We start from the raw sequence: 26325 nt of genomic DNA on the forward strand, positions 1-26325 counted from the left end.
CGTTACCGCTCGATGATTTCAACACCATCAGGCAGGTTCGTGCTGTCTATTTCAATGCGGTAATCATTCCAGTAGCGGGCGGGTGGCCAGTTATCCATGGCCGGGTTGTGGCTGGACGCATGGTCCACCTGATAGCTGGAGCCCTGATAGGTGCGATAGGTCTTGACCCGATCAAACAGATCCTGCGCACGGGCGTTGCCCAGAGCGCTTGCATGTTTGAAAACAACCAGCTTGCGGGTGGCCATTTCACCCCGCGCGGCGGACCGATCCGTTTCAAACATGTTGCTCAGAGCAGACCACAGCAGTTCCAGATCATCCTCGGAAAACCCGGTGCCCTTTACAGGATGAGACGCCAGCGGTGCGGACACAAACCCATGCACCCGATACAGCCCATAAGGCACAATATGCTTGCGGCCCATGGTGCGACCACCTTTTTTCTCGGCATCGGCCTCGGTTGTGGCAGCCATACGGGTGATGGAAATTTCAAGCGGCACAACAGGTTCTACAGAATGAGCAAACGTGAATTGCACTGGCCCACGCACCTGTCCTGCATTAACCCCCGTGGTCATGACTGCGCCAAAAGTGCGGATATCCCAGAAGTTGGCGCACATCCACTGGGTCAGCGCGCGTGCTTTTTCCACATCTTTGGGCAGCTTTTTCAGCTCTTCATCCTTCTTGGCTTCCGGAACAATGGCCGCCCACGCGCGCTTGTTCTGAACGTTCAGCGTGGCCCCTTCACTGACGTAAATTTCAAAGCCGGCTTTATCACCCTGAACATCGGCAATGTAATTCCGCACCTTGCGCTTGAGCGCCACATCTGACACCAGCCCCTTGTTGGTTTCCGGGTCCAGCCGCGGCAGGTTGCCTGCGTCCGGGTCTCCGTTCGGGTTGCCATTGGTGACATCAAAATACAGGACAAACTCATAGCGGTTTGTAACGGGTGCTGCGGTGCTCATGCGTTGTCTTCTTCTTCTTCAACACCCTGTTCGGGAAGGGCTTGCCCGTCTTTCTGTCCGGCCAGTTTGGCCTTACGCTGCTGGTAATACCCCAGAGCAAATTCCCCCTGTTGTTCCAGCGGCAGAGAGCGCGGAAAGGAAAGAGGCTCCGCCGGTTGAATACGGTCGAATATTTCTTCCAACTCTTTTTCAATCAGGATTGCCCACCCCGGCAGTTTTTTCCGCAACGCTGCCAGATGGTTCTGCCCGTTGCGAATAATAACAGGGAAAATACTGGCAGGCGTTGCGGATGCTGCCCCGAAATATTTATCGCGCATGGTGGTGTTCAGCCCACCCAATGCGCCCTTCTGCGCCAGTTCATACACCGCGAACAGGCGGCCAAGCTGGTATCCTACATTCGGATAATCCCGATTCAGGCTCACGGGTATGCTCTCCTTTTCTGAAAGGCTTGGGTTGGTTTTACGCTTTTTCCGTTGCAATACAGCGCGGATAGCAGCGGCGTGCCAGCCGTTTTCGGGGTTATCGCCTGCCCGCAACCGCATGATGGTGGCGGAAAGCCATGTGCGCGGATAAAAGCCACCCGAAAGAATGGCCTGCATCAGATCTCCTGCCAGATGCGCTGGAATGTTCTCAAATTTTTCCTGCATGGCAGTTGTTTTGGCGAGTAGAAGTGCAGGAGACGGCAATTTGCGCCATGGCGCTGGCTCCAACGCCATATCCTGATAATGCAGGGCAATATTGCGCACAAAAGCCCCGAAGGAATCAGACAACCAGAAACGCACCGAAACACGCGCGGCATTAGGAGCCAGACCGAGCACATGAAAGCGCACTCCTTCGGTCAAAAATGGCCAAACCTCATCTGGCCTACGGCCTCTGGCAATACTTTCGAGTGCATCACCAATTTTGCGGCTTTCGGTTTCATCCAGATTTTCAACGGCCAGCAGATGACAGCCAAGTTCATCAGCCTCTTCCGCCACCTTTGCATCTGCGGCATCTGCCCAGAACACAAGAGTGGCATCGCCTATGGGGCGAGAAAGGCGGTTACGGCTCCCTTTCTGCAACATGCGGTTCAGCGCGGTGCCATACTGAAACGCCGCTAGTTCCGATGTAGGGGCATTCTCCCCCTGCGCCTTACCATAGGATGTAAAAGCATCATTATTGAAAGAGACCAGCGCTGCACCAGCAGTTTGTGCTCCCTGCACCCCTTTGACGACCGGATGCAAACGCGCAGGCGCGCAATGCTGACCTGTTACCAGACAGAAACTCTCTTCAGGTTCGCTTCCTCCTGTCTGCGCCAACTCAGCCACTAGTTTCTTGGCTGCCGGACGTTCATGCAGACGTTTTCTGTCTCCATCCAGTTCGAACATGATGTTCGCGTCCAGCATGTCCGGTGTGAACGGCGCAGCATCAAACCGAGCAGGAGACCAGCTTTGCAAAAACGCCTTAAACGCCAGTAAACCTTGGTCCTGCGTTTCCCCTATCTTTTCCAAGTTATCCTGCACAAAAGCCGCATGTTCCTGCGCCGTGCGTTTGCCCTCGCCTGCTGTTCGCCCCAGCACATAGGCTGATTTATCCCATAGAAAATTGGGAGATATTCCAGCAGTGCGTTTGACTGCGGCAGGTACTTTCATAAGGGTATCAAAAGGCTTTTTACCATCATGGTTGCGAAGATCCTTCACATCCACCACGTTTCCAGCTTTATTCAATACAATGGACCAGCCGAATTTTTCCTGGCTCCAGCCTAGCTCTTCCGCATCTGGCATGCGTTCATAAAACCGGACCAGCGCCTGCAATGGCCCCTGACGGATTTCCGTTTTCATGCTGCCAGTTCCGGGCTGTCTGCTGAGGGCACCTCAATCACGCCATTGCGGATATGGGCACGGAAAAACCGTGATACATTGCCATGCGCAAAATCAATATCATGCAGCATCCACCCAAGATCTATATTCTCCGCCGCATCCTCCTGCGCCAAAAAAGTGGATGTTGGCAGTGGCGCGCCATCCGGCAACAGAGCGAAGTCCGCTGCAAATTCCCGCGTACCCAGACACGGCCGATGAAAGCACTGTCCGGCTTCTGCGCGCCGATTGAATATACTGATATGTTTTGCCGCTGTTTCACCCGGACCAGCTTTTTCTGTCATGGTAAAATGGGCTTCAATCACATAAGCCACATCCAGCAGGATAGTTGCTGCCCGTTGCTGCCGGTTTTCTTCAACAGAAAGCCCCAGCCCATCCGTACGTCCTGCCTTCATGGCCGTGGCGGCATTGCGGGCGTTGGCTTTGGCCCCAACCTCATTGCGCCGGATGGTGCCAAACTGAATAGGCTTCAATACATGAACACGGTCAATATGCCACCGGATGGCAGGCTTCCAGTGAATAGCTTCAAGTATTCCACGTGCTGCCGATGGTGTGATCACATCATAGCTGACACGTTCAGACTTGAACTCAGGACGGGTAAAACAGGCGCGTTCGCCCCAGATATGTAGTCTTACCCCCATAGAACCCTCATACCATCACCATTACATTAAGATTAAATGACCGATTTTAGAAAAATTGTAAAACAAATATTTTTACATCCCTTTAATAATAATAGAAATTTTTAATTTATTCCGCTGATTTATACCCCAACCAGGAAAACAAATATCGAATTTGTAAAATCACTTCACACCCACACTGGCAAACAACCTCACCTCATCTGCCAAAACAAACACACTTGCTTTACTCCCCAGTACCTTGGTAAGGGAGTCACACAGAAAAACACATCATAATATAAAGCACATATTATGAATAACAAACCATCATGGTGGGTTAAAAAAACTCCTCCCCGTGCATATGTTCGCACCTTCGCTCTTACCATCAAAATCTCACTTGTGCTTCCTATCCCTTCCGCTTTGGTTGATGTGGCGCCACAAACATTTACTTCGGGACATAACGCCCCTTGGACAGCAAATGCTCCACCTAGCTATCAATACCCCCAAAGCTTTGTCGTTCAAGTTATCTAGTCGCTTGAACGTGGATTGAAACATAATTTGCGCATCATGGTATGAGATCCTGAGTTACCCTGAAGGGTTTATACTTTTCGGGATCACCAGATATTGCTTTCTTCCGTTCTGTAGGACGGGTCTTTCAGTTCAAGGCCGGTTTCCATGCTATACAGGCTGTTATTGTCCGCCTCCAACACCACAAAACGATCTCCATACTGCTCCTGCCGCAAGACACGGCACAGACCATCCGCCACAAACTGCATACGCACTTTTTGGGGAACAGGAACCGTATAATGTTGAAGTTTACGTAGAGCACCAGCAGGCGGATAGTCCGCATACTCCAGCTCTGAGATCAGAGTGCGTGCCGTTTCATCCCACTGGATAATAATAGGCTCCAAGGCTGTATCAATCATACGAAACGCGGCTGAAATGGTAGCAAAGGAAAACGTGAAGCTGCCAACGGTTTCAGCAATATCGGGCAGAATGGAAAAAGATGTGCTGCGGCCTCTCCCGTTCGGCAGGGTAGCGGCATCCAGAGCCTGATACCCCTTGTTGTAGTAAAGTTCCTGAAAATAGGCGTGTACGGCTTCTAAACTGAGCGGGTCCAACCCTCTCCGTAGCACGGCCCGCGTAGCCTCCCAAAACGGTATCATGGACCGCAGCATACGTAATTTTGGCAAGGCAGGAGGCTCTGTAGGCTCAGACAGAGTCTGGAAGGCAGGATCAAGGGCTTCAAACACAACAGTCCGCCCAAGCCCTTTCATACGCCCTTCCCGGTTGCATCGCCCTGCGGCCTGAGCAATGGAGGAAAGTCCCGCCGCCGCACGCCATACTTCTGGGAAATCCACGTCTACACCGGCTTCTATCAAGCTTGTGCTCACCAGCCTGACCGGCCTGCCCGCTTTGAGATCCTCTCTCACTTCCGCCAGAATTTTACGGCGATGCATGGGGCACATTAGCGTTGTTAGATGTCGTGCGCCCGGCATCTGGCCAATGTGGGCATAAAGTTCCTGCGCATGGGCGCGAGTATTGACAATGCACAGCATCTGCTCGCACTGCTCAAACTGCCTGGCTATTTCCTCATCCGTTACGGGTGTCTGGTTCCATTCAACCTGCACCCGCTTGAGTTGGGTATATAAATGTTCTGGATGCGGAGCCAGTTCACGCTGCCCGTCTATGGCGAACCCTTGCCGGGGAGCGCCTTCCCGCTGGGGCGGCAGAGCGTCGTCACATTTACGCAAGGCGGATTGTGTGGCGGTGCACAGCACAACGCTGGTTTTATACTGGTTTGCCAGTTCCTCCAGAACCGCCATACACGGGCGCAGAAGCGGCAAAGGCAGAGTTTGCACCTCATCAAGCACAATCACGCTGTTTGCTATATTGTGCACTTTACGAGATCGGCTGGTCCGGGCGGAAAAGAGGCTTTCAAAAAACTGCACTGTCGTGGTGACAATAATTGGCGCATCCCAATTTTCTGCATCACGCCGCAGTTTGTCCAGCCCGTCTCGCCCCTCATGCTCGCTATCATTCTCACTATTCGGGCCGGGGCCATCCCAATCAAAATTGGAATGGTGCTCCAGAATATCATCGGGCAGGCTCAACGCCTCCCGAAAAACCTGTGCAGTCTGCTCGATAATAGACGTATAGGGAATAACATAGATCACGCGCCGCAAGCCGTGCCGCAAGGCATGTTCCAGCGCAAAACTGAGCGAGGTCAGTGTCTTGCCGCCGCCTGTTGGCACTGTCAGGGTAAAAAGGCCGGGCTTTTCCTCTGCTTTTTTGATTGCATGGTCCAATATTTCTGCCCGCATAATATTGAGCGGCGTATCGGTTTTCCGACGGCTGGCCATATAGGCACGTATGGCCTCCACATGGCGCGCGGAAAGTTCTCCGCCTCGGGCTGGCGGCGGCAAGCCTTCTGCCTGAGCATAAAACCGTTCTGTTTCCAGAAAATCAGCATCTACCAGACAGGAAAACAGCATGCGCGTTAAAAAATACTGATAGAACCCCGGATAATCCGATTTCTCTTTCAGGCTGTTTCCTGGCAAAAGCTGTTTGCGTTCCGGCAAGGAAAGCGCCAGCGTTTTCCATTGCTCATAGCATTCAAGAGGATAATGTTCTTTATCCAACCGCGCCAACAGGGCTGAAGGGCCGTCCTCATACCGGCCTTTCACAGCATTGGCCAACCCTGCATGGTGCCCCGCGATAACAAACGCGAGTAAACGCCCCAGTTGCTGGCCATATAACGTTACAGCCTCACGTGCCCCCGCCGTGCTGTGATCTGGTCCCTTCTGGCTGACTTCTGAACTGATATAAGCCTGATACGCCGCAGATGCTTTACCAATATCATGCAAAAGCCCCGCAGCCCGCGCGAGCATGGCCAGTCCGAATGGCTGTGCAAAAAGCGCCCCTCTTTGCGCGACACACTCAAGATGCTCTCGCAAAGGTTCCCATCGCGCCTTGTCTGCAGGGGCAGGGAGAGAGTGCGCGTAAAGAACCACTGACCTCCCTTCCCCTCAGGTATCACTTATTCTTAATAAAATGTAATCATTCAGAATGACCTGTCACCATTGCTTATTAAGCAATCCTTACCTCCAATTTGCGCATAGATGCCCTGAAGCCCGTAAGAGCTTTAGTTCTCTCCTCCCGGCTTACGCCAACGCGCCTGCATGTGGCCCGCCAGAGAACATGACCAATTCGTGCTCTCCCCCCATATTTCTACCCACGGCCCGCATGGGAAGCGACGCAGTTAATATCGCACTCGGATGCATCGACAACGTTTCTATCCACGCTCCCGCACGGGGAGCGACTACGTTCAAAATCAACCTGGTCCCATTGCAACTCCAGTTTCTATCCACGCTCCCGCACGGGGAGCGACCAGAAGCTCGCGCAGTACTCACCAAGGCACGCGGAGTTTCTATCCACGCTCCCGCACGGGGAGCGACACCCTTCCATAGCCAGCATAGACCTTTTTCTGGGGTTTCTATCCACGCTCCCGCACGGGGAGCGACCAAATCCTGCCGATTTTGTGGGCCGTAGAAAGCGTTTCTATCCACGCTCCCGCACGGGGAGCGACTCACTGGGAATCTCCCTTCTACTGACGCAATGCTGTTTCTATCCACGCTCCCGCACGGGGAGCGACGGCATTTTTTGTTCCGGCAACCAAAGAAATGCCCGTTTCTATCCACGCTCCCGCACGGGGAGCGACCTTTCAATAATGGCTTTACCATCAGAGGCTAGAGTTTCTATCCACGCTCCCGCACGGGGAGCGACTAAAGAAAGCGAAATTATAAACCCAAAAACTAAAGTTTCTATCCACGCTCCCGCACGGGGAGCGACTATGTTGTTTCGCCAGTATCGTTATTGATAGCACGTTTCTATCCACGCTCCCGCACGGGGAGCGACCATTATGCCTTCCGCTGTCTGCTGTTCCTTCATAAGTTTCTATCCACGCTCCCGCACGGGGAGCGACGCTGTAAGTTTAGCACCTGTCTGGGGCTGGGCGGAATGCGCTTTTTGCGCGAACTGGCGGTTACGAGTGCTGCTGCTGAACGCTTTGGGATCAGCGTGTTTGAAAAAATTCTTATTTTATAATGAGTTGACGCGTGCGCGACCCTGCCGGGATTTTGATGGGTGATCAGGGTTCGCGCGACGGATGCGTAACACCGGGAATACCGCCTTGGCGCAGGCGGTTGCGGAGCCATTGGGCGGCAGGACCATGAGGATGCTTCTTGTGCCACACGGTGACAAGAGGGGTCAGGCGTTCTCCGGCATCGAACTGGAGGTTGGGGGCCACAATATCCGGCGCTGTGGGAGAGGCCGCCAGCACATGGTCTGAGACAAATGCCCAGCCTATATTGTGTTTTACCATTTCCAGAATAACCCAGTGGCTTTCCACCCACCAGACATCCGCCGCCACGCGCAGGCTTTGGCGTGTCTGTTCGCGCCCACGGGTGGCCACCAGAATCTGGCGGTAGCGTTTCAGGTCTTCCCACGTTACCTGCCTGTGGGCCAACGGATGAGTACGCCCGCACACCAGCTTAAGCGGCACATACCCAATGGCCTGAAAGGCAAGCTCCGGCTGCGGGTGGTCCTGCTGCCACATCACGCCCAGGTCCGCCACGCCCTCCAGCACAAGCTGGCCGACATCTTCCATAAGCGGAAACAGGATTTCCACCTGCACATAGGGAAAATTCTTTGCAAATTCAGAAAAAATCGTGCCCAGTGCATGTTCGGGGTAAAGCTGATCTATGGCCACCACCAGCTTGTTTTCCACCTGCTCTTCCAAAGAATGCGCAACCCCTATCAGGTGCTCGCGCCGTTCCAGCACCACGCGGGCTTCTGGCAGCAGGCGCAGACCCGCCTGCGTAAGCACAGGTTGACGGCCAGAGCGATCAAACAGCATCAGCCCCAGATCCACCTCCAGATTACTGATCTGGGTGCTGATGGCAGACTGCGCCTTACCCAACAGGCGGGCTGCCGCAGAAAAAGATCCCTTTTCCGCTGCCGTAACAAATGCCTGCAATTGATCCAGAGAAACGCTCATCTATCATTTTTCCAGATAGGTTCTATCTTTCTTTTCTCTGGGTAGGAGATAGGTTGCGCGCATGTCAACGCTCGATTCTGCTCCCGCTCCTCTGCGCTCCCCGTCAGACCGTGTGCGCCACGCCCTGCTGTTTGAATGTGTGGCACTGGCGCTGGTTATTCCCGTGGGGGCGTATCTGTTTGGCCTGCACACGGAAGATATGGACTTTATTGGTGTCGGCAGCGCCATAACGGCCACCGCGTGGAACTACATATATAATCTGGGGTTTGATCACGCCCTGCGCCGTCTGACAGGCTCGGCCCGCAAAAGTGTTGGCGTGCGCGTGCTGCACACGCTGCTGTTTGAGGCCGGGTTGCAGGTTGTGCTGCTACCCGCCATTGCGTGGTATCTGCGTATCAGTATTCCGCAGGCATTTTCCATGAGCTTTTCGCTCGCGCTGTTTTATCTGGTTTATGCGTTTTTCTTCAATATTGCGTATGACTGGGTTTTTCCTGTTGCCGTCACCCGCGTGCCCCCTTCTGCTCTGCCCATTGCCAGCGAGTAAAGCGCCCGAGTGGATGTGACCCTCCCGTAACGGTTTTACGTTGAACACGGGCAGGATACGCTTTTACAGTGTTTCTGTTTTTACAAGACACCAGCCACACGGGACAGCCACATGCCGTATCCACCCCACGCGTCCTTTGCAGACCGCGTTGTTGCTGTGCTGGATAAAGCCGCGCTGGGCGTTACGGCGCCATTCAGGCGGCTGGGCCTGATGGACTTTTCCGCCACACCGCAGTTGAAAAAAGCGCCACCCCTCTGGGTGGTGCTCTGTGTGGCCGGAGCAGAAACGCTTCTCTACGCCGTAGCACTTCTCGGCCCATTCAAAGCCGTGCACTCCGTAGCCAGTGCGCTGCTGGTGCTGTCCTGTGTTTTTGTAGCGCATGTCAAAAACCATCATGCTTTCTACGCCAAGGGTGGAGCAGACCGCACTCCGGCGGAACAACAGGTCGTGTGGCAGGGACGAATGGCGATGCTGGCAACCACCGCGATTCTTTCCACGTCCGCGCTAATTGCGGTAACCATCATTCTCGCGCGCTCTCCCGGCCCGGTGGATGGCATGGCTCTTATGCCCCCACTTGTCATGACACTGCTTTACACGGAATGCATGGCCTTTCTTTCGCTCGTTATTGTGCTCTCACGCCATGATCATGCGGCAGGCTCCTCCCAGCGCGTTGTGACCTCCAAGGCGTGAACCTGTAGAAAACCTGCCCGCTACAGGAAAGACTCGCTTTTTTGCAGTAACCACCTTGGTTTTCTGCCACCCGCCCCCACATAGCGGTTGCCAGCCTGCTTTTTCTGCCTGTTCCACAGCCGCACGCAGCCATCCTTTCCCTACCGGAAATGCTCAGCCCATCGGAGCCTCTTTGCCCCGTGTGAAGAACTTGCAGAAAGTACATTGCGAATAGTTCTCATTCGTGTATGGTCACGATGTCAGACTCAGAACGGGACGATCTTGATGGTCATCTGCTCTTGTAATCGCTTGACGGACAAAGATGTGGAATCCGCCGTTGCTAGTGGGGCTACCCGCCCGCGTGAAATTTATGCCTCCAAAGGCTGCAAAGCCCAGTGCGGCAACTGCGTGCCCGGTGTGGTCTGCCTTCTGCGTGAAGCCCGTATGAAACAGGTGCAGGCCGGCCTGATTCAGCAGACAGCCTCTGTCGCCGCCCTTTCCGCCTGAAACACCGTCCTCCCGCTTTCTTCACAGCTCTATTGCTTGCCTGTTGGGGCCACATCTGGCACGGCTGATGCCATGAACAGGCATATTCTGGTTATGGGCGCAGGCGCGTGGGGCTCCGCACTGGCGCTACACATGCACCGCACAGGGGCGCGTGTGCAGGTATGGGCGCGCAATCCGGCATCCCGCCTGCCTTCAGGGGCCATGCCCCGCCTGCCAGACTGGCCTCTCCCTGCTGACGTAACTGTGTCTGACACCATTCCCGCCAAACCGGACCTTATTCTGGTTGTTGTGCCGGTACAGCATCTGGCGTCTGTTCTGCCGCTGCTACCGCAAGGCGTGCCCGCCATTCTGTGCTGCAAGGGGGTGGAGCGTGCCTCCCAAACCTTCCCGTTGGATGTTATGGCACGGGTGCGGCCTGAATGTCCCGGCGCAGTCCTCTCCGGGCCTAACTTTGCGCACGAAATTGCGGCAGGCCTACCCGCCGCCGCCGTGGTGGCCGCTCCCCGCATGGAGCAGGCCCTGACATGGGCTGCTGCCGTTTCCTCCCCCACATTCCGGCTGTATGCGAGTGACGACTGTACCGGCGTACAGTTAGGCGGCGCCGCCAAAAACGTTATTGCCATTGCTGCAGGAACCGCCATGGGCGCTGGCCTTGGAGAAAACGCCCGCGCCGCCCTTATCACACGAGGACTGGCAGAAACCGGACGGCTGGCGGCGGCATTGGGCGGCCAGCCCGCAACCCTCGCCGGTCTGGCTGGTATGGGAGATCTGGTGCTCACCTGCACGGGGGTGGCCTCCCGCAATTATCAGATGGGGCTGGCTCTGGGCCGTGGCGCTGGTGCGGAGGATGCAGCCGCCGCCCTGCCCGGCGTGGCTGAGGGTGTAACAACCGCCAGCGCCCTGCTGGGGCTGGCCCGCGCCCATGGCGTGGCAGTGCCCATTATTGAAACCGTGTCGGATTTTCTGGCAAAAACCCTAACCCTTGAAGAAGCCCGCAGCCGCCTGCTGGACCGCCCTCTTAAGGCTGAATGACGGAGCCGAGGCGCAGCGCCCTATCCCTGCGCCATATTCATGGCTGATACATGGCCCCTTGCATGCAACTTAAGGCCACCTACATCCTTATACGTCACGCCTGACCGTGATGACACGGTATTTTAATGGTGAAAAAAGGACGGGTTTTATGAGTAAATCAGCTCCCGCTACCAAAGCAATTGATGCCAAGGCCGCTCATGTCAAAGAATATCTGGGCACGCCAACAGACCTGAAAGCCGATGCTGTAAAAGAAGTATCGATTGGTCTGGCTGATACACTGGCGGATGTGTTCGCCCTTTATGTAAAAACCAAGAATTTCCATTGGCATATGAGCGGTCGCCATTTCCGCGATTACCACGTGCTACTGGACGAACAGAGCAATCAGATTTTTGCCATGACCGATCCGCTGGCCGAACGCGCCCGCAAGATTGGTGGCACCACCCTGCACTCCGTTGGGGAAATTGGCCGTCGCACACAGATTCTGGATAATGACGCCCTGTACGTCACCCCGGAAGACATGCTGGCCGAGCTGCGGGATGATAACCTCACCCTCACCAAGCAGCTCCGCAAAGTGCATGCGCTGTGTGATGATGCCAATGATGTGGCAACCGCCAGCCTGATTGAAAACTGGATTGATGAAACAGAGCGCCGCACATGGTTCCTGTTTGAAGCCACCCGTCCAGCCTTTGGAAAAAACGACTGATCAAGAAACGTTTCTTTACAATCTGACATCAAAAAAGCGGGAGCTTTCGGGCTCCCGCCTTTTTTACATTCTGTGCAATGGTTCTGCCATTACGGACAGGAAACCGGAAACAGTCCTGCCAGCACGGTTCACGCCGGTTGTGCTTACACGCGCTGGAAGAATGCACAGCGGTCAGGCAGACACCCTACCCTGTGGTGGCAGACGAACTTTTCTGAAGGCGCACACCAGCAGAAACACGCCCACCAGCACAGATGTCAGCCCGATAGCCTGCGTAACAGGCGAAAGCCACCCGCCATGCCCTGCAAGGCTGACCGAGACAGGCACCAGTGCGGTTAAAATACCAGCCCCTGCCAGCAGAACACGGTCACACCGCTGACTGCCCAGCAGAAAAGCGGCCACAACAAACACACAGAAAACAGCATAATAAAGCTGCATAACCGCCGAGTATGTTCCCCCTTGCGGCAGAAACGGTACAGCGCAGAAAACGGCGGAAATTCCAGCCACACCCCCCAAAGCACAGCCAGAGGTCAGGCAGGCCAGAAAACGGGTGCCGCGCGTATCTTCCACGCGGCCACTTTTACGCTCCTGTTTCTGACGGGAGGCCACCCATAGCCTGTTGCCGGTATAGAACAGAAACGCGCCCCCCAGCCCCAGTACAACATACCCCCACCGCACGGCCACACCACCAAAACTGCCAAAATGCAGGGCAAAAAATGTGGTGATAATGGAAAAGCCAGTGGATTGATGGCCCGGAAGATAATCCGTGGAGGTCACTCTGCCCGTATAAGGATTAACCTCAGCAAAACCGCTGACAGGCCCCCGCATACTGTAACGCGGATCATGCCCAGCCACACTCAACACAAGCCCCGCCCCCGGCCGCTGCGTGTAATTCAGACTATCCGGCACAAAGCCAGATGCCTGCCGGGCCAGAGCCGCTAAAATCTGCTGCGGAGGCAACGGCAAAGGCTGGGCAGGTTCAGGGGAAGCGTCACCTTGTGTCAGATTTGGCTGCCCACCCTGAGCCGCCGGAGCGGTATCGGATGATCCTGCTTGTGGGCGCCCCGGATGCACACCCGTAGGGTCTGCGCCGCCATGCTGGCCGCGCGCCCCATGGCCCGCACCAGCCTGCGTGTGGTGAGAAACGTGATTACCGCCCAGAAGGAAATGCTGCGTTACAAAAATGGGCTCATGGAACGCAAACACCACTGATGTCAGCGCCATGATGAGATGAAACGGCAGGGAAAACACACCCAGAAGATTGTGCATGTCCAGCCACATTTTTTTACTATTGCGGCCCAGACGAACAGCAAAAAGGTTTTTTGCCAAACCCGGCAGAAACGCAATAACGCCAGAAATCAGCGCCACGGCATAAAGCAGCGCTACCGTGCCCATCAGATACCGGCTGACCATATGGGGCAACGGCAGGCCAACCTGCTGGTGCAGTTCATCCACAAAGTGTGCTACTGCCGACGGATGGCGCTGAACCATGATCAGTTCACCCGTCTCGCTCAGGCTCACTTGTGTCGTAGGTCCGCCGCGCCCGTGGGCACCGGGTTTAGCGGCAGACCATGAAAACTCCCCCTGCCCCGGCGTGGCGGCTGGCAGGGCAATACTGTAATTGCGTGCGGCTTCCGGATGGGCGGAAAACAGCTTTTCCATCAGGGAAGGCATGCGCTCCAATGGGGTAGGAGCCGGACGCGGCGTGGCGGAAGAAGCCCATTCCTGCAACGGTTGCTCAAACATCGTGATGGCCCCGGCATAAAAGGCCACAAACAGGAACAACCCGGCAATAATGCCCACCCAACTGTGTGCATCCCGATAGGTGCGGACAATATCACCCCGAATTTTCATGATGCCAGCCCCCGAATGGCAAAAAACAGGCCCCACACCAGCACATTGGCAACGGCCAGCACGCCCCAGGCCTGCCTCCCGGAACGGAAAAGAAAGCACGCACCCAAAAGGCTGCACCATACAGGAGGCACCAACCACAGCAGGAACTGGGCAGACAGCGTGCGGGGTGACCCATCAGCATGGCACAGCACCCCCACTACCCCCATGATACCCACCGTCAGCACCGCGCCAGCCACAACGGCAGCCGAGACCTTGGGGAACCAGTTGCGGCTGGAAAGGGGTTCGGCTTTTAACAAAGCAGATTGTGTGCTCATGGGTTTTTCTTCCTATTTATGGCCAGCGCCAAACCCAGTGGCAGGAGGGACCACACAGCCATAAGCAGGGTCACCACCATGAAAACTGCCGTGGCGGGGCTTCTGGCCTGAAGCAACAGGACAAGTGCTCCACACACCAGCACACTCCCGGCCAGCAGGCACAGGCGGGCGTTAGGCGGCCGCACCAGCAAAAGCTGATTGCGGGATGCCAGATAACACAGCATGCCGCCCACCACTGCCAGCACACTGGCTCCGATCAGGAAAACATATGTGCTCACCAGCGATATTCCAGTCGCGCTGTCAAGCTGCGTCCCTGCCCATAATAACAGGCGGAAATACCGGTGCAGGTTGAAACAAAGCGTTTGTTGGCAATGTTGCGCAGATTGACTGAAAACGACAGATGATCGTACTGCGAATGCGCCACCCCAAAATCATACCGCAGAAACGAGTCAAACACTGTATAGCCGGGAATGGAGAGTGTGTTGTTGGTGTCACCATAGCTATGGCCCGTGTAACGCACGCCGCCGCCTACCCCTAGCCCCGCAAAAAAGCCGTGCCGGAACCGTTGATCCACAAACAGAGAGGCCATCCATTTGGGGGCCTGTGGCAGATAATTGCCCACCTGTGATGCTGTGTTGGACTGCGTGACGCGGGCATCGCTCCGGGTGCCGGTGAAAATAACGGCCATATCCCACGGCAGGGTGGCGCGGCCTTCAAGTTCCAGCCCACGCACCCGGCCTTTTCCGGTTTGCACAAGGCAGGTTGCGTTGCCGCATAGGGTGCCGTTGGGGTCTGGCGTTGTCATGTTTGTCTGGGTGATCTGATACCCGCCGAAGGTGACATAAATGCTTTTGCCGTACTGGTAGCGCAGACCAGCCTCATACTGGTCCCCTTTGGTGGGCTTGAACGGCACACCATTCAGGGCCGTTGAGGGATCAGAAACCTGAGGCTGGAAGGATTGCGCATAGCTGAAATAAGGGGCCAGCCCGTTATCAAACAGATACACGCCCCCTGCCCGCCACGTAAACGCATCTGAACGGGTATTGTAGCGCTTCTGGGTCAGGATGTTCAGGGTTTCATCCCGCGCCCAGTCCTGCCTGCCGCCAATGGTCACACGCAGGCGGTTGAACTTGAGCTGATCCTGAAAATAGATGCCGTTCTGCTGGCTGAGGGTGGAGGTGTAAATCTGCGGAGCCAACGCATTGGCGTAGCCTGCGGAACCACGTTTCACGGGGTCAAAAATATTGAGCATGGGCAACACAAGGGAGGAGTTGACCAAATCCCGGCTGTGCTCCCAGTTGGTGTAGAAATAATCCGTGCCCGCCAGCAGCAGATGCCGCACCGGGCCGGTGGTTACATGCCCTTCAAGCTGGGTATCCGTCGCCACACCCTGCGAGCGTCCACGCCCTTCCACCGCGCGGCGGTTTACCGTTTCTCCGGCAACACACCCGGTAATGGAAGGGGGACAGGCCTTGAGCGTATCACCGGAAAGCACGGTGGCACGGTAGAGTGTATCAATATAGGTGTAGCGGGTATTATTGCGCACGGTCAGGTATTTGCTGAATTTGTGCTCCAGAAAAGAGCCGGCCAACGCCTGATTACGGTCAAATGTATCCCAATCCGGCTCACCAATATTGGCATTATTGGCAATATGGCGGCCTTTGGACGAATACAGCGTGCCCGTGGCTGGCATAAACTGGAAGGTGGAACCGCCCTGATCGCGCTGATACTGGGCCAGCAACGTCCATGTGGTGTGCGGGGTGATCTTCCATGTCAGACTGGGCGAGACGTAGTAGCGCCCCAGCATGACATCATCCACCTGCGTGCCGCCATACCGCGCCAGCGCCACAACGCGCCCCAGCACCGTGCCCTGATGGTTGAGCTTGCCAGATACATCGCCCGAGGCCTGCCCCTGCCAGTTATCCATGCCGGTAAAGCCAGCACTTTGCAGAAAGAACTCGCCTTCGCTTTTTTCCGTGGGGCGCTTGGTGGCCAGGTTCACCACGCCGCCCGGGGCCGTCTGCCCATACAGTGCGCCAGACGGGCCTTTCAGCACCTCAATCTGTTGCAGCGCGAACGGGTCAAACGATGTGCGGGTCCATTGCCCGCCAGAAGGCAGGCGCAGACCATCCACAAAGTTGTTGTTTGACGAAAACCCGCCAGCACCAAAGCCACGAACCGACACTTCATCCACACGGCTATCAATACCCGAGGGCTCGGACTGCACCCCGGCTGTATAGGCCAGCGCATCCGCAATGGTGGGGGACGCACGCAGTTCTATTTCCTCGCGGTTCACGATGGAAATGGACTGAGGGGATTCAATAATGGGTGTACGTGTTTTGGTGGAAGCCGAGGCATGCGAAAGCCCTGTGGCAGTAACCGTAACCACCTCGGACTTAGCCGCAACCGCACTTTCTCCCCCTGATGGGCGAGGAGAGGAGCCCGGAGCCCCAGTAGTTGAAACTGCGCCCGCACCTGCTGCGGTGGGGGGTGCTGCAAGACCTGCCTGCGTTTCCTTGCTGGCTTTTGCACTGCGGGCGATCAATGGGTCCGCCAGTGCTTCTGCACTCAAGCCCCCCACGCTCATCACCACCAGAAGAAGGCCACCCGTCCTACACGGAAAACACATTGCTGACTCGCACCCTACACATTGCACCGGGGCTGCGCATTAACTGTAACTGATAATCATTGTCAACTAAAAGGCGGCATTCTACCCATTATTTCATATTACCTGTTGGTAAGCTCTGTAACCGGACCCCGTCTGGCCCCTGCAACATTCAGGGACGCAGAGACCGCACATTCAAGGCCGCTTCATGATGATAGGGCCTATGGCTCTTGCTTACTATTTGGCTCAAATCTTAATCGGGAACGCATAATGTTGTTCCCTCATTCAGGACCGCATCAAAGATCTTTTGTGCCCTCTCCACATACGAAATTTTTTGAAACCAAAAACCAGGAGGGAACTCATAAAAATGGAGAAAAAAATAAGCACCCTCCTGAAAATATTACTCATCCGAAAACACCTACTCCCCAGCAAATCACTGCTAAAATTCCAGCCGGGGAGAGACTATCTAAAACGTGAAAAATGCTCTCAAAATTTTAAGAAAGCCCTATTCTTCATCTTTCAACCGCTAATGGGGTCAGCCCCTTTGGGTTGAATGCTCGGGCTTTCCGGGGCCTCTGCGCCCTTTTCCTGCTTGTAACGGGCGTAATATTCATCCGCCATGCGGCGCAGGGCTGTGCCGATGCTCGCGTATTGATACTCGTTCAGGTTGGCGAGGGACGCACGGGCGGATGGCCTGCGCACGGCAAAGCCAATGCCGGGCAGCAGCACAACGCCTGTTTCCTCTGCAATGCGGAACAGGATGGTTTCATAATCCACGCGCGTTATCAGCCAGCGGGCAAAGCGGGTGCCGTAAAGCTGGGTGGCCACCTTGGCCATATCAATCAGGGTGTAATAATGCGTGCTGCCAGCATCATCCGGCGCGGAAACGCCCAGATCGCGGTACAGGGCCAGTTCCCGCCGGTGCAGCAGGTTTTTCAGGGCGGCCTTGTAAGCATCCCGTCCGTCCATTAGCGCAAAAAGGGAGAACAGGGTCATCTGCACCTGTTGCGGGGTGGAAAGCCCTGCGGTGTGGTTCAGCGCCACGCTGCGGCTATCCGCCACCAGACGGTCAATAAACTTCAGGCCACGCACATCGGGGGTCAGAGAGGCATAGCGTTTGTCCAGCGCCTGTTTCTCATCTTCCGGCAGGGCCGCCAATGCGCGGTCCAGCACGTTCTGCACATGGGTTGCCACAACCCCAAGCCGCCAGCCGGTGGAGCCAAAATACTTGGAGAAAGAATAGACCAGAACCGTATTGTGTGGGCAAATACTGTAAAGAGAGCGGAAATTATCCGCAAACGTGCCGTAGACATCATCCGTGACAATAATCAGATCAGGCCGCTTGGTTTTGACAATCTCGGCAATGCGGGCCAGCCCGGCATCATTGATTTTGACAGACGGCGGGTTGCTGGGGTTGACCACCAGAAAGACTTTTACGGCGGGGTCCAGCAGTTTATCCAACTCGCTGTCTGGATATTGCCAGCCACATTCAGGCGCAGCGTTAATGGCCACTTCCTGCAACTGGTAATCCCGCAGTTCCGGTATTTCCACATACGGGGTGAAGACCGGCATGCCGATGGCGGCTTTATCGCCGGGTTTGATCAGCCCGTTTTCCCGCAGGGAGGCAAAAATATAGCTGATGGCCGCCGTGCCACCTTCCAGCGCAAACAGGTCCGTTGTGGCTTCCGGCATGGCGCCACCGGCCATTTCCCGAATAAGGTAATGGCGCACAATCTTTTCTGCATATTTGAGCATGCGCGGCGGGGTTGGATAATCACACCCCAGAATGCCGGCCACCACTTCCTGCAAAAAACCATCGGCAGAAAGGCCAAGCTGATCCCGCACATAGGAAAGCGCACGGCGTAGAAACGCAACGCCGGGTTCATCCTTATGGGCGGCCACAAAGGCGTTGAAGCGTTCTTCTATGCCATCACGCCGGGGCACCCCCCCTACCCCTTCTGCCATATAGGAAAAGGAAAGTTCTGATTCCGCCGTTGCAAACAACCCCAACTGGAAGAACCCTTGCCGGGGCGTTGTGGCCAGAAAATTCGGGTTGCCGCGCCCCGCATCCAGCATGGTGTGCTGCGCCCGCCCGGAGGCAAGCTGGATGAGCAGATCCTTCAGTTCAAAGGGGCTGAGGTTGCGAAACTTCTCGTACTCTGCGGGCATAGCCATTGGCCTCTTTTGTTCTGAACTGGCAACACGGGCGTGCACTATAGAGGGTTCCGGTGCGAAAAAAGCCACCACAAAATGCTGAGCAGTCATGTGTCATAACAAACAGGCCTGAGCAGGCTTTGCGTCTTCGCAACTGCATTCTGCAAGCCGAAGGTTAGAAACACAGGACCGGGCCGGTTGAAAAACGCCCCGTGAACAATGCCCCCCTCAGGCCTGAAAACGGGAGAAGGGCCAAAGCCTGCGCAACCCCTGCCCGATCCACGCATAACCGCTGACAAGCACAATACCCAGCAGCACGCACGCAGCACCCTGTAGAAAACCGGGCTCAAGCGGATCATGCAGCAGCCAGTAGCCCAGCACGACCCCAAACAGAGGCGTCATGAACGCAAGCACCCCAATGCGGGATGCCTGATAATGCCGCAGCAGCCAGAACCATGCCAGAAAAGCCGCAAAGGAAATAAGGGTGGCTTGAAACACCACGCTGCCAACCAGCCGGGGCGTAAGGGTAAAGGTGGTCTGCTGCAAACACACTGCGCTGACCAGCAGCAGAACAAAAGCGGCCACAAGCTGATACATCAATGTCTGTTTGGCTGAGACATACGCAAGCCGGGACACACGGATCACAACCGTTGTCATGCCCCACGACGCACCCGCCATCAGCGCCAGAAAATCGCCCAGCATCTGGTAGCCATGGGCGGCGTCCGCCGAGCCCCCCTGCCCGAAAAAGGCCAGCGCAATGCCGCTGAACGCAAGCAGTATCCCCACCCACTGAAGCGGAGCCATGCGTTCCGTTTTTTCCAGAACATGCAGCCCAAGGGCGGCAAAAATGGGCGATGTGTATAAAAATACCGTGGTACGGGAGGCCGATGTGTAGCGCAGAGCCTCACCGGCCATCAGATATTCCAGAGAAAACAGGACCCCGGCCAGTAATCCGGGTTTCCATATGCCGTTCGCCAACAGGTTCAGTTTTTCGCCACGGCAGACCATGTAAAGCCAGACCAGCAGGGCGGACAGGCCGGACCGCAGGGAAATTTGCAGGATGGGCGCCATATCGGGCGCTGCGACCTTGAGCACAATCTGCTGCAACCCAAAGCACAGACACAGGACAGCCGTCAGGCTGACGGCAAACATATCCAGCGGCTTGCGTGCATCCATGACCGAAACGCCTCCCTTCTTGCGGCTTACTGCCGCCGCACCCTATCGCGCCAGAGGGTTTGTGAAAACGGAAATTATCTTACCCTTTCTTCCGCTTTCTGCGGCCTGCACCTGTGGCAGTCGCCCCGCAAGATCAGATTTCATCCTTGGGTTTGAGTGGCGCGGAAAGCTGGGTGGCCACGGCCAGAAGAACTGCCGTTATGGGGGAGGCAAAAATGAACCCCCACGCCCCCAGAAACGCCCCGAAAATGGTCTGGGATAAAATGGTGAGCGCAGGCGGCATGCTCACGGCCCGTTTCTGAATGAATGGGGACATGACATAGCCCTCAAAAGTCTGGATCACGGCATACAGGCCCAGCACCAGAAGCGCCTCCCGCCCACTGACGGAAAGCCCGATCAACAGCGCGGGCGTGGCCCCCAGAAATGCACCCAGATACGGAATGAAATTGGACATGCCCGCTATCAGCCCAAGGGGTAATGCCAACGGCATACCTATGGCCCACAGACCCCACCAGGTGAGAAAGCCGACCACTGTCATATCCAGCATCTGCCCTGCCACCCACGCGCCCAGCGTATGGCCGATGGTGTGCAGCAGCTTACGCGCCAGTGGCCGATGCCCTTCCGGCACCAGCCGCAACACACCGTTGGCGTACAGCCGGGGGGAAAGCGCAAAATAGATACCCGCAATCACAATCACGATCAGCGTGCCGACCGAGCCGAAGGTGGAGGTCAGCACATTGGTCATGGACCCGGCAAAATCCGCGCCAAGGCTCCGCGCCCCCGGCCCCGTCTGGTTTCCACCCATGGATTGCGGAATATGGTCCATAACCAGATGACCCAGCGCATCATTGTTCAACGTATCCCGCAGGGTGCGGATCTGTGTTTCCAAAGCCGTGCGCAAATGGCTGGCCTGCACCATGATATCCGGCCCGGAAATATGCACCAGCAGCGTAAGCGCGCCTGCAATCACCATCACCAGCACAATCACGGATAACCATTCCGGCAGGCGCAACAGGTGGGTAATCCATTGCGCTGCCCCGTGCAGCACAACCGCCACCAGCGCAGAGGCACACACCACCATCAGCACAGGCCCGCCGGTGCTGATAAGCAGGAAAAGAATGGCCAGCACCACCACTGTCAACGCCAGCCGGTAGAAGCGCCCCAACGTGCGCTCTAACGCGACAAGCGCCGCCGTGGCCACATGCAGTTGCGACGTGGGACTAAGGGGGGATGGTGTGTGTTGTGAAGGATCAGCCCCTTCCGGGGGAGGAGATAGCTCCACCATAATGCCTGCGCTCCTGCTGCATGATCGCCAGCCACAGGCACGAGGCCGATCCGGCTGAAAACGCCGCGATCTTGCGCCGGTTTAGCGCCCCAGACCAGCGCACACCTGCCTCACATCATCGGGACACTGGAAAAAATGGAGAAAACCGGGCATGAAAGAGAGATCAGACCAGCCATTCCGTGTGCTCCCCCTGTAACCCTTGGCCACTTCTCCCATATACAGGAGGCAGGATACGCCTATTGAGGATGAGATCCGCACCCGCTATGGCGAACATTACCCCCCAAGGGGCAGCGCAAGCCGCCCTTCCCTCTGTTCGAGTTCATGCCTGATGCCAAAACCAGAAAGGACGACCGCCCCCTTTGATATGGCGAACCCCTGCCTTGAGGGGAAAAAACGCCGGTGTGGCCGCCCTACCCCGCATGATACAGAACAACTGGACCAGTATCTGCTGGAGATAGCCGCCGGGCTGTTTGTGCAGTATGGCTATGCCGGAACCTCGGTGGACCAGATTGCCCGCAAGGCCTCTGCCAGCAAACAGACCCTCTACCGGCGCTATCCCTCCAAGGAAGAACTGTTCAAGGCGGTTATCACCAATCTGACGGCCTCCGTTCTACGCACCATAGAAGAAACACCCCTGCATAACCCGTTGCAGGAACTGCGCTACGTGATGAGCCTGCTGCTGGACCTTATTCTCCAGCCGGAATCTCTGGGTACCTATCGTATCCTGATTTCAGATGCATACCGCTATCCGTCCCTGATTGCACATGCCACCAACACCATCGGCATGCCCATTCATAACTGTGTGGTGCGGCTACTGAAGGCCGCAGAAGCCGCAGGCCAGATTGAACCCGGCAATGCAGATGACACCACAGCCAACCTGCTATGCGGGCTGATTACCGGCCAACCTCTGGAAGATGCCTTGTTCGGCCTGAAACCACTGGAATGCTGTGTGGAACGGCTGGAGTATTTTGAACGCGGCTGGGCTCTCTTTCTGCGTGCTGTGGGCGGAAAGCAGGAAACATGCCCCATAGCCGCCACCCCACCAGCCGCGTTCCCCTACAAAAAAACCGCCGCATCCTGACCGCTTAAGTCCGGAGCGACGGCTTCTAAAGCTGCGTGACTTGAAGGGTTCGAAAAAAGCTCTCTCCGAGTTTTTCTGTCACGAGCACTCTTAATAGGTCACGATTGTGGTGTGACCGGAAAAGAGGGATTTCTCGGCCCTCCATTTTCCAGACAAATGGTAGCTTTGCAGGAGCAGTGTTCAGGCACACGCCCCAGACAGCCTGAACTAAGGATTGTGATCCGCCCACTCTATCCCTATCAGCTTCGGGCTGATGCCGCATACCTTGGCATACCGCACCAGCTCCTTTTTCACTTCCTTTCCGGTGAGAGCCCCGCCGCCATTCAGCGCGTTACGGACGGAGGCCGAGTGCCTGTTCCATCAGCGCCACGTTGCGCAGGTTGGCTTTGAACGCGGCATCAAACAGATCTCCTGCCACAGGTACGGTATCCACCAGCGTTTCCAACACGATATTGGCAACCATCCGGCCCAGTACTGATGTGGGCAGGCGCATACGCCATGCCTCCCACACAATATAGAGCGAGACCATTCCCATGATCACGCTCCCCCCTACGGGTAGCAGACCCACTATGGCGTCCACCCCCAGCCGGAAGCGTGTTCCCGGCACGCGGAAGGCCGCGTCCAGCAGCCACGCAAGCCGCTGCACCCGGCGCAGGCGCTGGGCTGTCTCAGCCGTAGAAGAAGAAGCAAAACCGTTTCCGGCAGTCGCATGAGCGTATGTCATACCCATGCAGATGGGCGAACGCAGTGTCCATTTCAAGAGGCGCGACAGTGTTTCCATGTCCCTGCCCGTCCGCCCGCATTTTCGGCTTTCGGCTTTCGGCTTAAAGCGGGAATGGTGGGTGGCAGGCGGCAAAGGGTTTTTCCTTTATCCCAGCCTCTCGTTAAATGGGAAGCGTCCGCCTGAGCTTCCAAGTTATCACCCCAAAACAGCAAGCTCTAATCAGACAGGATGAAAATCAAGCGCCAGACCGTTCATGCAATAGCGTTCACCTGTTGGTGGTGGACCGTCAGGAAACACATGGCCGAGATGGCCCTTGCATTTGGCACAATGTACTTCCGTGCGGATCATGCCGTGGCGAGTATCCCGGGTGGTTTCCACAGCGCCTTCAAGAGGGGCGAAAAAGGACGGCCACCCGCTGCCACTTTCGTATTTGGCATCAGACTCAAAAAGAGGCATGCCACATCCGGCACAGTGGTAAATCCCGGCCCGCTTCTCATCATTCAGCGGGCTGGAACCGGGGCGTTCCGTGCCATGCTGGCGCAGAATACGCTCCTGCTCCGGTGTCAAAGGCTCCCGTGGTCCACAGCCAGAGGATGTGCAGCTTTCCGGTTTCTCTGAAACTGCCATATCTCACTTATCCTTTTTGTCTCTCCGCGCGATGCAATGCCGCATGGCCCGTATTCTTTTCCAATATAGGGTGGCGGGGCCTCGGTGCAAAATACCAGTCCCACTTTCCCGGCAACCTGACACACCCGCCAGCGTCCGGTCGGCGCGTAACCAGCAGGCACGTCCAGGTTCCCTACATCCAACGCAAGACCTCCGCGTGCAACGCGCTCCTCCCTCAGGTGTTCCATCGTGATGTGTGGAGGAGCGCAGCCCTCCGGCAAGTCTGGGCCCCGCCACCGTTACATCGCCCCATACCGGTTGTCAGGGCCCAGACTTGCGGGCACTCTGGCTCCATGAGTGCTGAAAAACCCCGTCCATCCGTGTCTCCTGTTCTTGTGCTGTTCCGGGACGATTTCCGTCTGGCGGACCATCCCGCCCTCTCAGGCGCATGCGCCACGGGGCAGCCCGTTCTGTGTGCATTTGTGCATGACCCGGAAACCACACGCGGGGACGCCATTGGCTGGTGGCTGGCCAAGGCCCGCACAGCCCTTGAAAACGCGCTTTCTGAACAAGGAGGCACACTGCACCCCCTTTCCGGCAACACCCCGGATAGTGTCGCCGCGTTTGTAAAAGCTGCTGGTATTGAAAGCGTGTTCTGGAACCGCCGTTATGACCCGACCGGCAAGGCGCAGGACACGGCCCTCAAGGCTCATCTGGAGCAGCAGGGCGTGAGCGTCCACTCCTCCGCTGCCCGGCTTTTGCATGAACCGTGGACCATTCGCACCGGGGCGGGAACGCCTTACCGCGTCTTTACCGCGTGGTGGAAAGCCGCCCGCGCCATGGGGGAACCTGGCCGCTGCCTGCCCGCTCCGCAGCATATCCCCTTTGCCGCTCTGCCCAAGGCCGCGCAGGCACTGACTGCGCACGCCGTGCCGTCAGTCCCGCCGCTTCCAGAAGGGGCGGATGCTGCGGAAGCCGACTGGCCGTGCACGGAAGCCGACGCGCAGGAGGTTCTGGCCACATTTGTTGACGATAATCTGGCCCATTACATTCAGGAGCATGACCGGCCCGACAAGGATACAACCTCCCGCCTCTCGCCCTATCTGCGGGCGGGGCTGCTGTCTGCCCGGCAGGTGTGGCATGCTGTACGCGCCGCCGCCACTACGCCTGCTCTGGCAGAAAACGCCGAGAAATTTCTTAGCGAACTCGGCTGGCGGGATTTTGCCTGGATGCAGCTTTTTTATGAACCTGATCTGGCATGGCGTAATCTGCGCCCGGAATTTGACCATATGCCATGGCAGAAAAGCCCCGCCCTGCTTGCTGCCTGGCAGCAGGGCCAGACGGGTTATCCGCTGGTGGATGCGGGCATGCGCCAACTATACGCCACCGGCTGGATGCATAACCGCGTGCGCATGGTTGTGGCCTCTTTCCTGACCAAACATCTGCTGACAGACTGGCGAGAAGGCGAACAGTGGTTTCAGGCCCGGCTGGTGGATGCAGACCCGGCCCAGAACGCCATGAACTGGCAATGGTGTGCTGGCACGGGCATAGATGCCTCACCTTGGTTCCGTATTTTCAACCCGGTTGGACAATCTGAAAAATTTGACCCTACAGGTGCATATATCCGCACATGGGTACCAGAATTACGGCAGATGCCGGACAAGCTGATCCACACCCCCTGGAAAGCGGATGCTACCCTATGCCGCCAGATTGGCTTTACCCCCGGCAAGAGCTACCCCAACCCCATAGTGGACCTTAAACTTGCCCGTGGCATTGCGCTTGAATGCTGGAAAAACCTGCCAGCCCGCAAGGAGAGCGGGGGTTAGATCAGCCCACGCTGGCGGGCAATCTCTGCCGCGCGGCTGGTGCAGGTAGCAGCCAGTTTGTGGCGGGCCACGCGCAGGTAAAGGCGCACTGCGGGTTCTGGCAATTTAAGGGAACGGGCAATGTCCTTGCCCAGCAATCCCTCGGACGCCAGCTTCAGGCAGTCCCGCTCTGGCTGGGAAAGGTCCAGCGCGGCTTCCTGCGCCACATGGGCCAGCCGGGCAAAGGCTTCATGCACATACACGCCTATTGTCTGATAATCCCGCACGTAGGCCATCCGGTTGACCCCGGCAAAAGCGGCGGGGTCCGTGCTGGTAATGGTGAACAGGGCGGTCTGCCCTTCCACACCCCGCACCGGCAGACTGAGGGCGGCCTTCCCCAACCCAAAGTCATGGGCATCATCAAACAGTTTTTTCTGGGCCGTATTCTCAATGCTCAGATCCCGCCATTCAAACGGCAGCATTGCTTCCTTACCCAGATGCACCACAGGGTCCACTTCCATGTATCCCTTGCGCAGATAATGCGTAATCCATTCTTCAGGGTAGGTTGTAAAACCGGGCTGGAGATTACCCTCCTCCCGGCCGAGGTCTCCCATATAATGGTAAACGATATGAAACAGGCCGCCCTTTTGCGGCAAGCTCTGCACAATCGTGTTCAGTTCCGGCAGGGAAGCTGCCTGCGTGATTTCTGTCAGCATCTCCTGCAACACCACAGGGCGCATCTGCCGGGAGGATGATTTCAGTTTCAACATAAGCGTTTCCTCTG

General features: G+C 56.6%; 22 protein-coding genes and 1 CRISPR repeat array. Of the genes, 7 read left to right on the forward strand and 15 right to left on the reverse strand.

All coding sequences use genetic code 11. The annotated features are described in order from the left end of the window. Nucleotides 1-2: 2 nt before the first annotated feature. The 5 genes from cas7c to QWU00_RS04405 form a co-directional block, all read right to left on the reverse strand. Nucleotides 3-956 carry a type I-C CRISPR-associated protein Cas7/Csd2 gene (gene cas7c, locus QWU00_RS04385; RefSeq protein ID WP_035379902.1) on the reverse strand — a complete coding sequence of 318 codons (954 nt, stop codon included), beginning with the start codon at nt 954-956 and terminating at the stop codon, nt 3-5. Beyond that, nucleotides 953-2776 (reverse strand): type I-C CRISPR-associated protein Cas8c/Csd1, encoded by a 1824-nt coding sequence (gene cas8c / locus QWU00_RS04390; RefSeq protein ID WP_035379899.1) that lies wholly within the window; start codon nt 2774-2776, stop codon nt 953-955. The genes cas7c and cas8c overlap by 4 nt, the downstream gene beginning before the upstream one ends. Further along, on the reverse strand, nt 2773-3453 hold the full coding sequence (cas5c, locus tag QWU00_RS04395; protein WP_035379897.1) for a type I-C CRISPR-associated protein Cas5c: 681 nt from the start codon (nt 3451-3453) through the stop codon (nt 2773-2775). The genes cas8c and cas5c overlap by 4 nt, the downstream gene beginning before the upstream one ends. 587 nt (nt 3454-4040) lie before the next feature. Continuing rightward, nucleotides 4041-6440, reverse strand: coding sequence for a CRISPR-associated helicase/endonuclease Cas3 (locus tag QWU00_RS04400; protein WP_035379895.1), 2400 nt, complete (start codon nt 6438-6440; stop codon nt 4041-4043). Nucleotides 6441-6717: 277 nt separating this feature from the next. Continuing rightward, a CRISPR array of direct repeats spans nt 6718-7411; the repeat unit is 32 nt; unit sequence GTTTCTATCCACGCTCCCGCACGGGGAGCGAC. 165 nt (nt 7412-7576) lie between these two features. Beyond that, nucleotides 7577-8485, reverse strand: a complete 909-nt coding sequence (locus QWU00_RS04405) for a LysR family transcriptional regulator (protein WP_035379893.1) — start codon at nt 8483-8485, stop codon at nt 7577-7579. Between the two features lie 61 nt (nt 8486-8546). Between QWU00_RS04405 and QWU00_RS04410 the strand changes: the two genes are divergently transcribed. The 5 genes from QWU00_RS04410 to QWU00_RS04430 all read left to right on the forward strand — a co-directional run bounded on the left by QWU00_RS04410 (nt 8547) and on the right by QWU00_RS04430 (nt 11940). After that, a complete protein-coding gene (locus QWU00_RS04410) occupies nt 8547-9029 on the forward strand; it encodes a PACE efflux transporter (protein ID WP_035379891.1) in 483 nt (160 codons plus the stop codon). Nucleotides 9030-9140: 111 nt separating this feature from the next. After that, entirely contained in the window at nt 9141-9719 is a 579-nt protein-coding gene (locus QWU00_RS04415) for a hypothetical protein (RefSeq protein WP_035379889.1), read from the forward strand. A gap of 264 nt (nt 9720-9983) precedes the next feature. After that, on the forward strand, nt 9984-10205 hold the full coding sequence (locus tag QWU00_RS04420; RefSeq protein ID WP_035379887.1) for a (2Fe-2S)-binding protein: 222 nt from the start codon (nt 9984-9986) through the stop codon (nt 10203-10205). 72 nt (nt 10206-10277) lie between these two features. After that, nucleotides 10278-11237, forward strand: coding sequence for an NAD(P)H-dependent glycerol-3-phosphate dehydrogenase (locus tag QWU00_RS04425; RefSeq protein ID WP_035379951.1), 960 nt, complete (start codon nt 10278-10280; stop codon nt 11235-11237). 148 nt (nt 11238-11385) lie between these two features. Beyond that, nucleotides 11386-11940, forward strand: a complete 555-nt coding sequence (locus tag QWU00_RS04430; protein ID WP_035379885.1) for a Dps family protein — start codon at nt 11386-11388, stop codon at nt 11938-11940. 171 nt (nt 11941-12111) lie between these two features. Here the strand turns inward: QWU00_RS04430 and QWU00_RS04435 are convergent, their stop codons facing one another. The 7 genes from QWU00_RS04435 to QWU00_RS04465 all read right to left on the reverse strand — a co-directional run bounded on the left by QWU00_RS04435 (nt 12112) and on the right by QWU00_RS04465 (nt 21325). Continuing rightward, nucleotides 12112-13791 (reverse strand): PepSY-associated TM helix domain-containing protein, encoded by a 1680-nt coding sequence (locus tag QWU00_RS04435; protein WP_035379883.1) that lies wholly within the window; start codon nt 13789-13791, stop codon nt 12112-12114. After that, entirely contained in the window at nt 13788-14105 is a 318-nt protein-coding gene (locus QWU00_RS04440; RefSeq protein ID WP_045541654.1) for a hypothetical protein, read from the reverse strand. The genes QWU00_RS04435 and QWU00_RS04440 overlap by 4 nt, the downstream gene beginning before the upstream one ends. Continuing rightward, on the reverse strand, nt 14102-14383 hold the full coding sequence (locus tag QWU00_RS04445; RefSeq protein ID WP_052051321.1) for a hypothetical protein: 282 nt from the start codon (nt 14381-14383) through the stop codon (nt 14102-14104). The genes QWU00_RS04440 and QWU00_RS04445 overlap by 4 nt, the downstream gene beginning before the upstream one ends. Beyond that, on the reverse strand, nt 14380-16734 hold the full coding sequence (locus QWU00_RS04450; RefSeq protein ID WP_035379879.1) for a TonB-dependent siderophore receptor: 2355 nt from the start codon (nt 16732-16734) through the stop codon (nt 14380-14382). Before QWU00_RS04450 ends, QWU00_RS04445 begins: the two co-directional genes overlap by 4 nt. Nucleotides 16735-17229: 495 nt before the next feature. Further along, a complete protein-coding gene (locus tag QWU00_RS04455; RefSeq protein WP_035379947.1) occupies nt 17230-18879 on the reverse strand; it encodes a bifunctional aspartate transaminase/aspartate 4-decarboxylase in 1650 nt (549 codons plus the stop codon). A gap of 213 nt (nt 18880-19092) precedes the next feature. After that, complete coding sequence (locus QWU00_RS04460; RefSeq protein ID WP_035379877.1) at nt 19093-20040, reverse strand: DMT family transporter; 948 nt, start codon at nt 20038-20040, stop codon at nt 19093-19095. A 133-nt stretch (nt 20041-20173) separates the two neighbouring features. Then, nucleotides 20174-21325 carry an AI-2E family transporter gene (locus QWU00_RS04465; RefSeq protein ID WP_231551667.1) on the reverse strand — a complete coding sequence of 384 codons (1152 nt, stop codon included), beginning with the start codon at nt 21323-21325 and terminating at the stop codon, nt 20174-20176. A gap of 364 nt (nt 21326-21689) precedes the next feature. Between QWU00_RS04465 and QWU00_RS04470 the strand changes: the two genes are divergently transcribed. After that, on the forward strand, nt 21690-22406 hold the full coding sequence (locus QWU00_RS04470; protein WP_081939037.1) for a TetR/AcrR family transcriptional regulator: 717 nt from the start codon (nt 21690-21692) through the stop codon (nt 22404-22406). Nucleotides 22407-22737: 331 nt separating this feature from the next. Here the strand turns inward: QWU00_RS04470 and QWU00_RS04475 are convergent, their stop codons facing one another. Both QWU00_RS04475 and msrB read right to left on the reverse strand, forming a co-directional pair. After that, the gene (locus QWU00_RS04475; protein WP_035379941.1) at nt 22738-23130 is read right to left on the reverse strand and encodes a DUF4112 domain-containing protein; all 393 of its coding nucleotides are present in this window, start codon (nt 23128-23130) and stop codon (nt 22738-22740) included. 219 nt (nt 23131-23349) lie between these two features. Then, nucleotides 23350-23757 (reverse strand): peptide-methionine (R)-S-oxide reductase MsrB, encoded by a 408-nt coding sequence (gene msrB / locus QWU00_RS04480; RefSeq protein WP_035379875.1) that lies wholly within the window; start codon nt 23755-23757, stop codon nt 23350-23352. A gap of 332 nt (nt 23758-24089) precedes the next feature. Here msrB and QWU00_RS04485 point away from each other — a divergent pair, with 332 nt between their 5' ends. After that, nucleotides 24090-25562: a cryptochrome/photolyase family protein gene (locus tag QWU00_RS04485; protein ID WP_035379873.1), complete on the forward strand. Its 1473-nt coding sequence runs from the start codon at nt 24090-24092 to the stop codon at nt 25560-25562. On the opposite strand, the gene QWU00_RS04490 is transcribed toward QWU00_RS04485, so the two are convergent. Continuing rightward, the gene (locus tag QWU00_RS04490; RefSeq protein WP_035379871.1) at nt 25559-26311 is read right to left on the reverse strand and encodes a helix-turn-helix transcriptional regulator; all 753 of its coding nucleotides are present in this window, start codon (nt 26309-26311) and stop codon (nt 25559-25561) included. The genes QWU00_RS04485 and QWU00_RS04490 overlap by 4 nt on opposite strands. Nucleotides 26312-26325: the final 14 nt, after the last annotated feature.

This window comes from Acetobacter tropicalis (assembly GCF_030644465.1).
GTDB classification, from domain to species: Bacteria; Pseudomonadota; Alphaproteobacteria; order Acetobacterales; family Acetobacteraceae; genus Acetobacter; species Acetobacter tropicalis.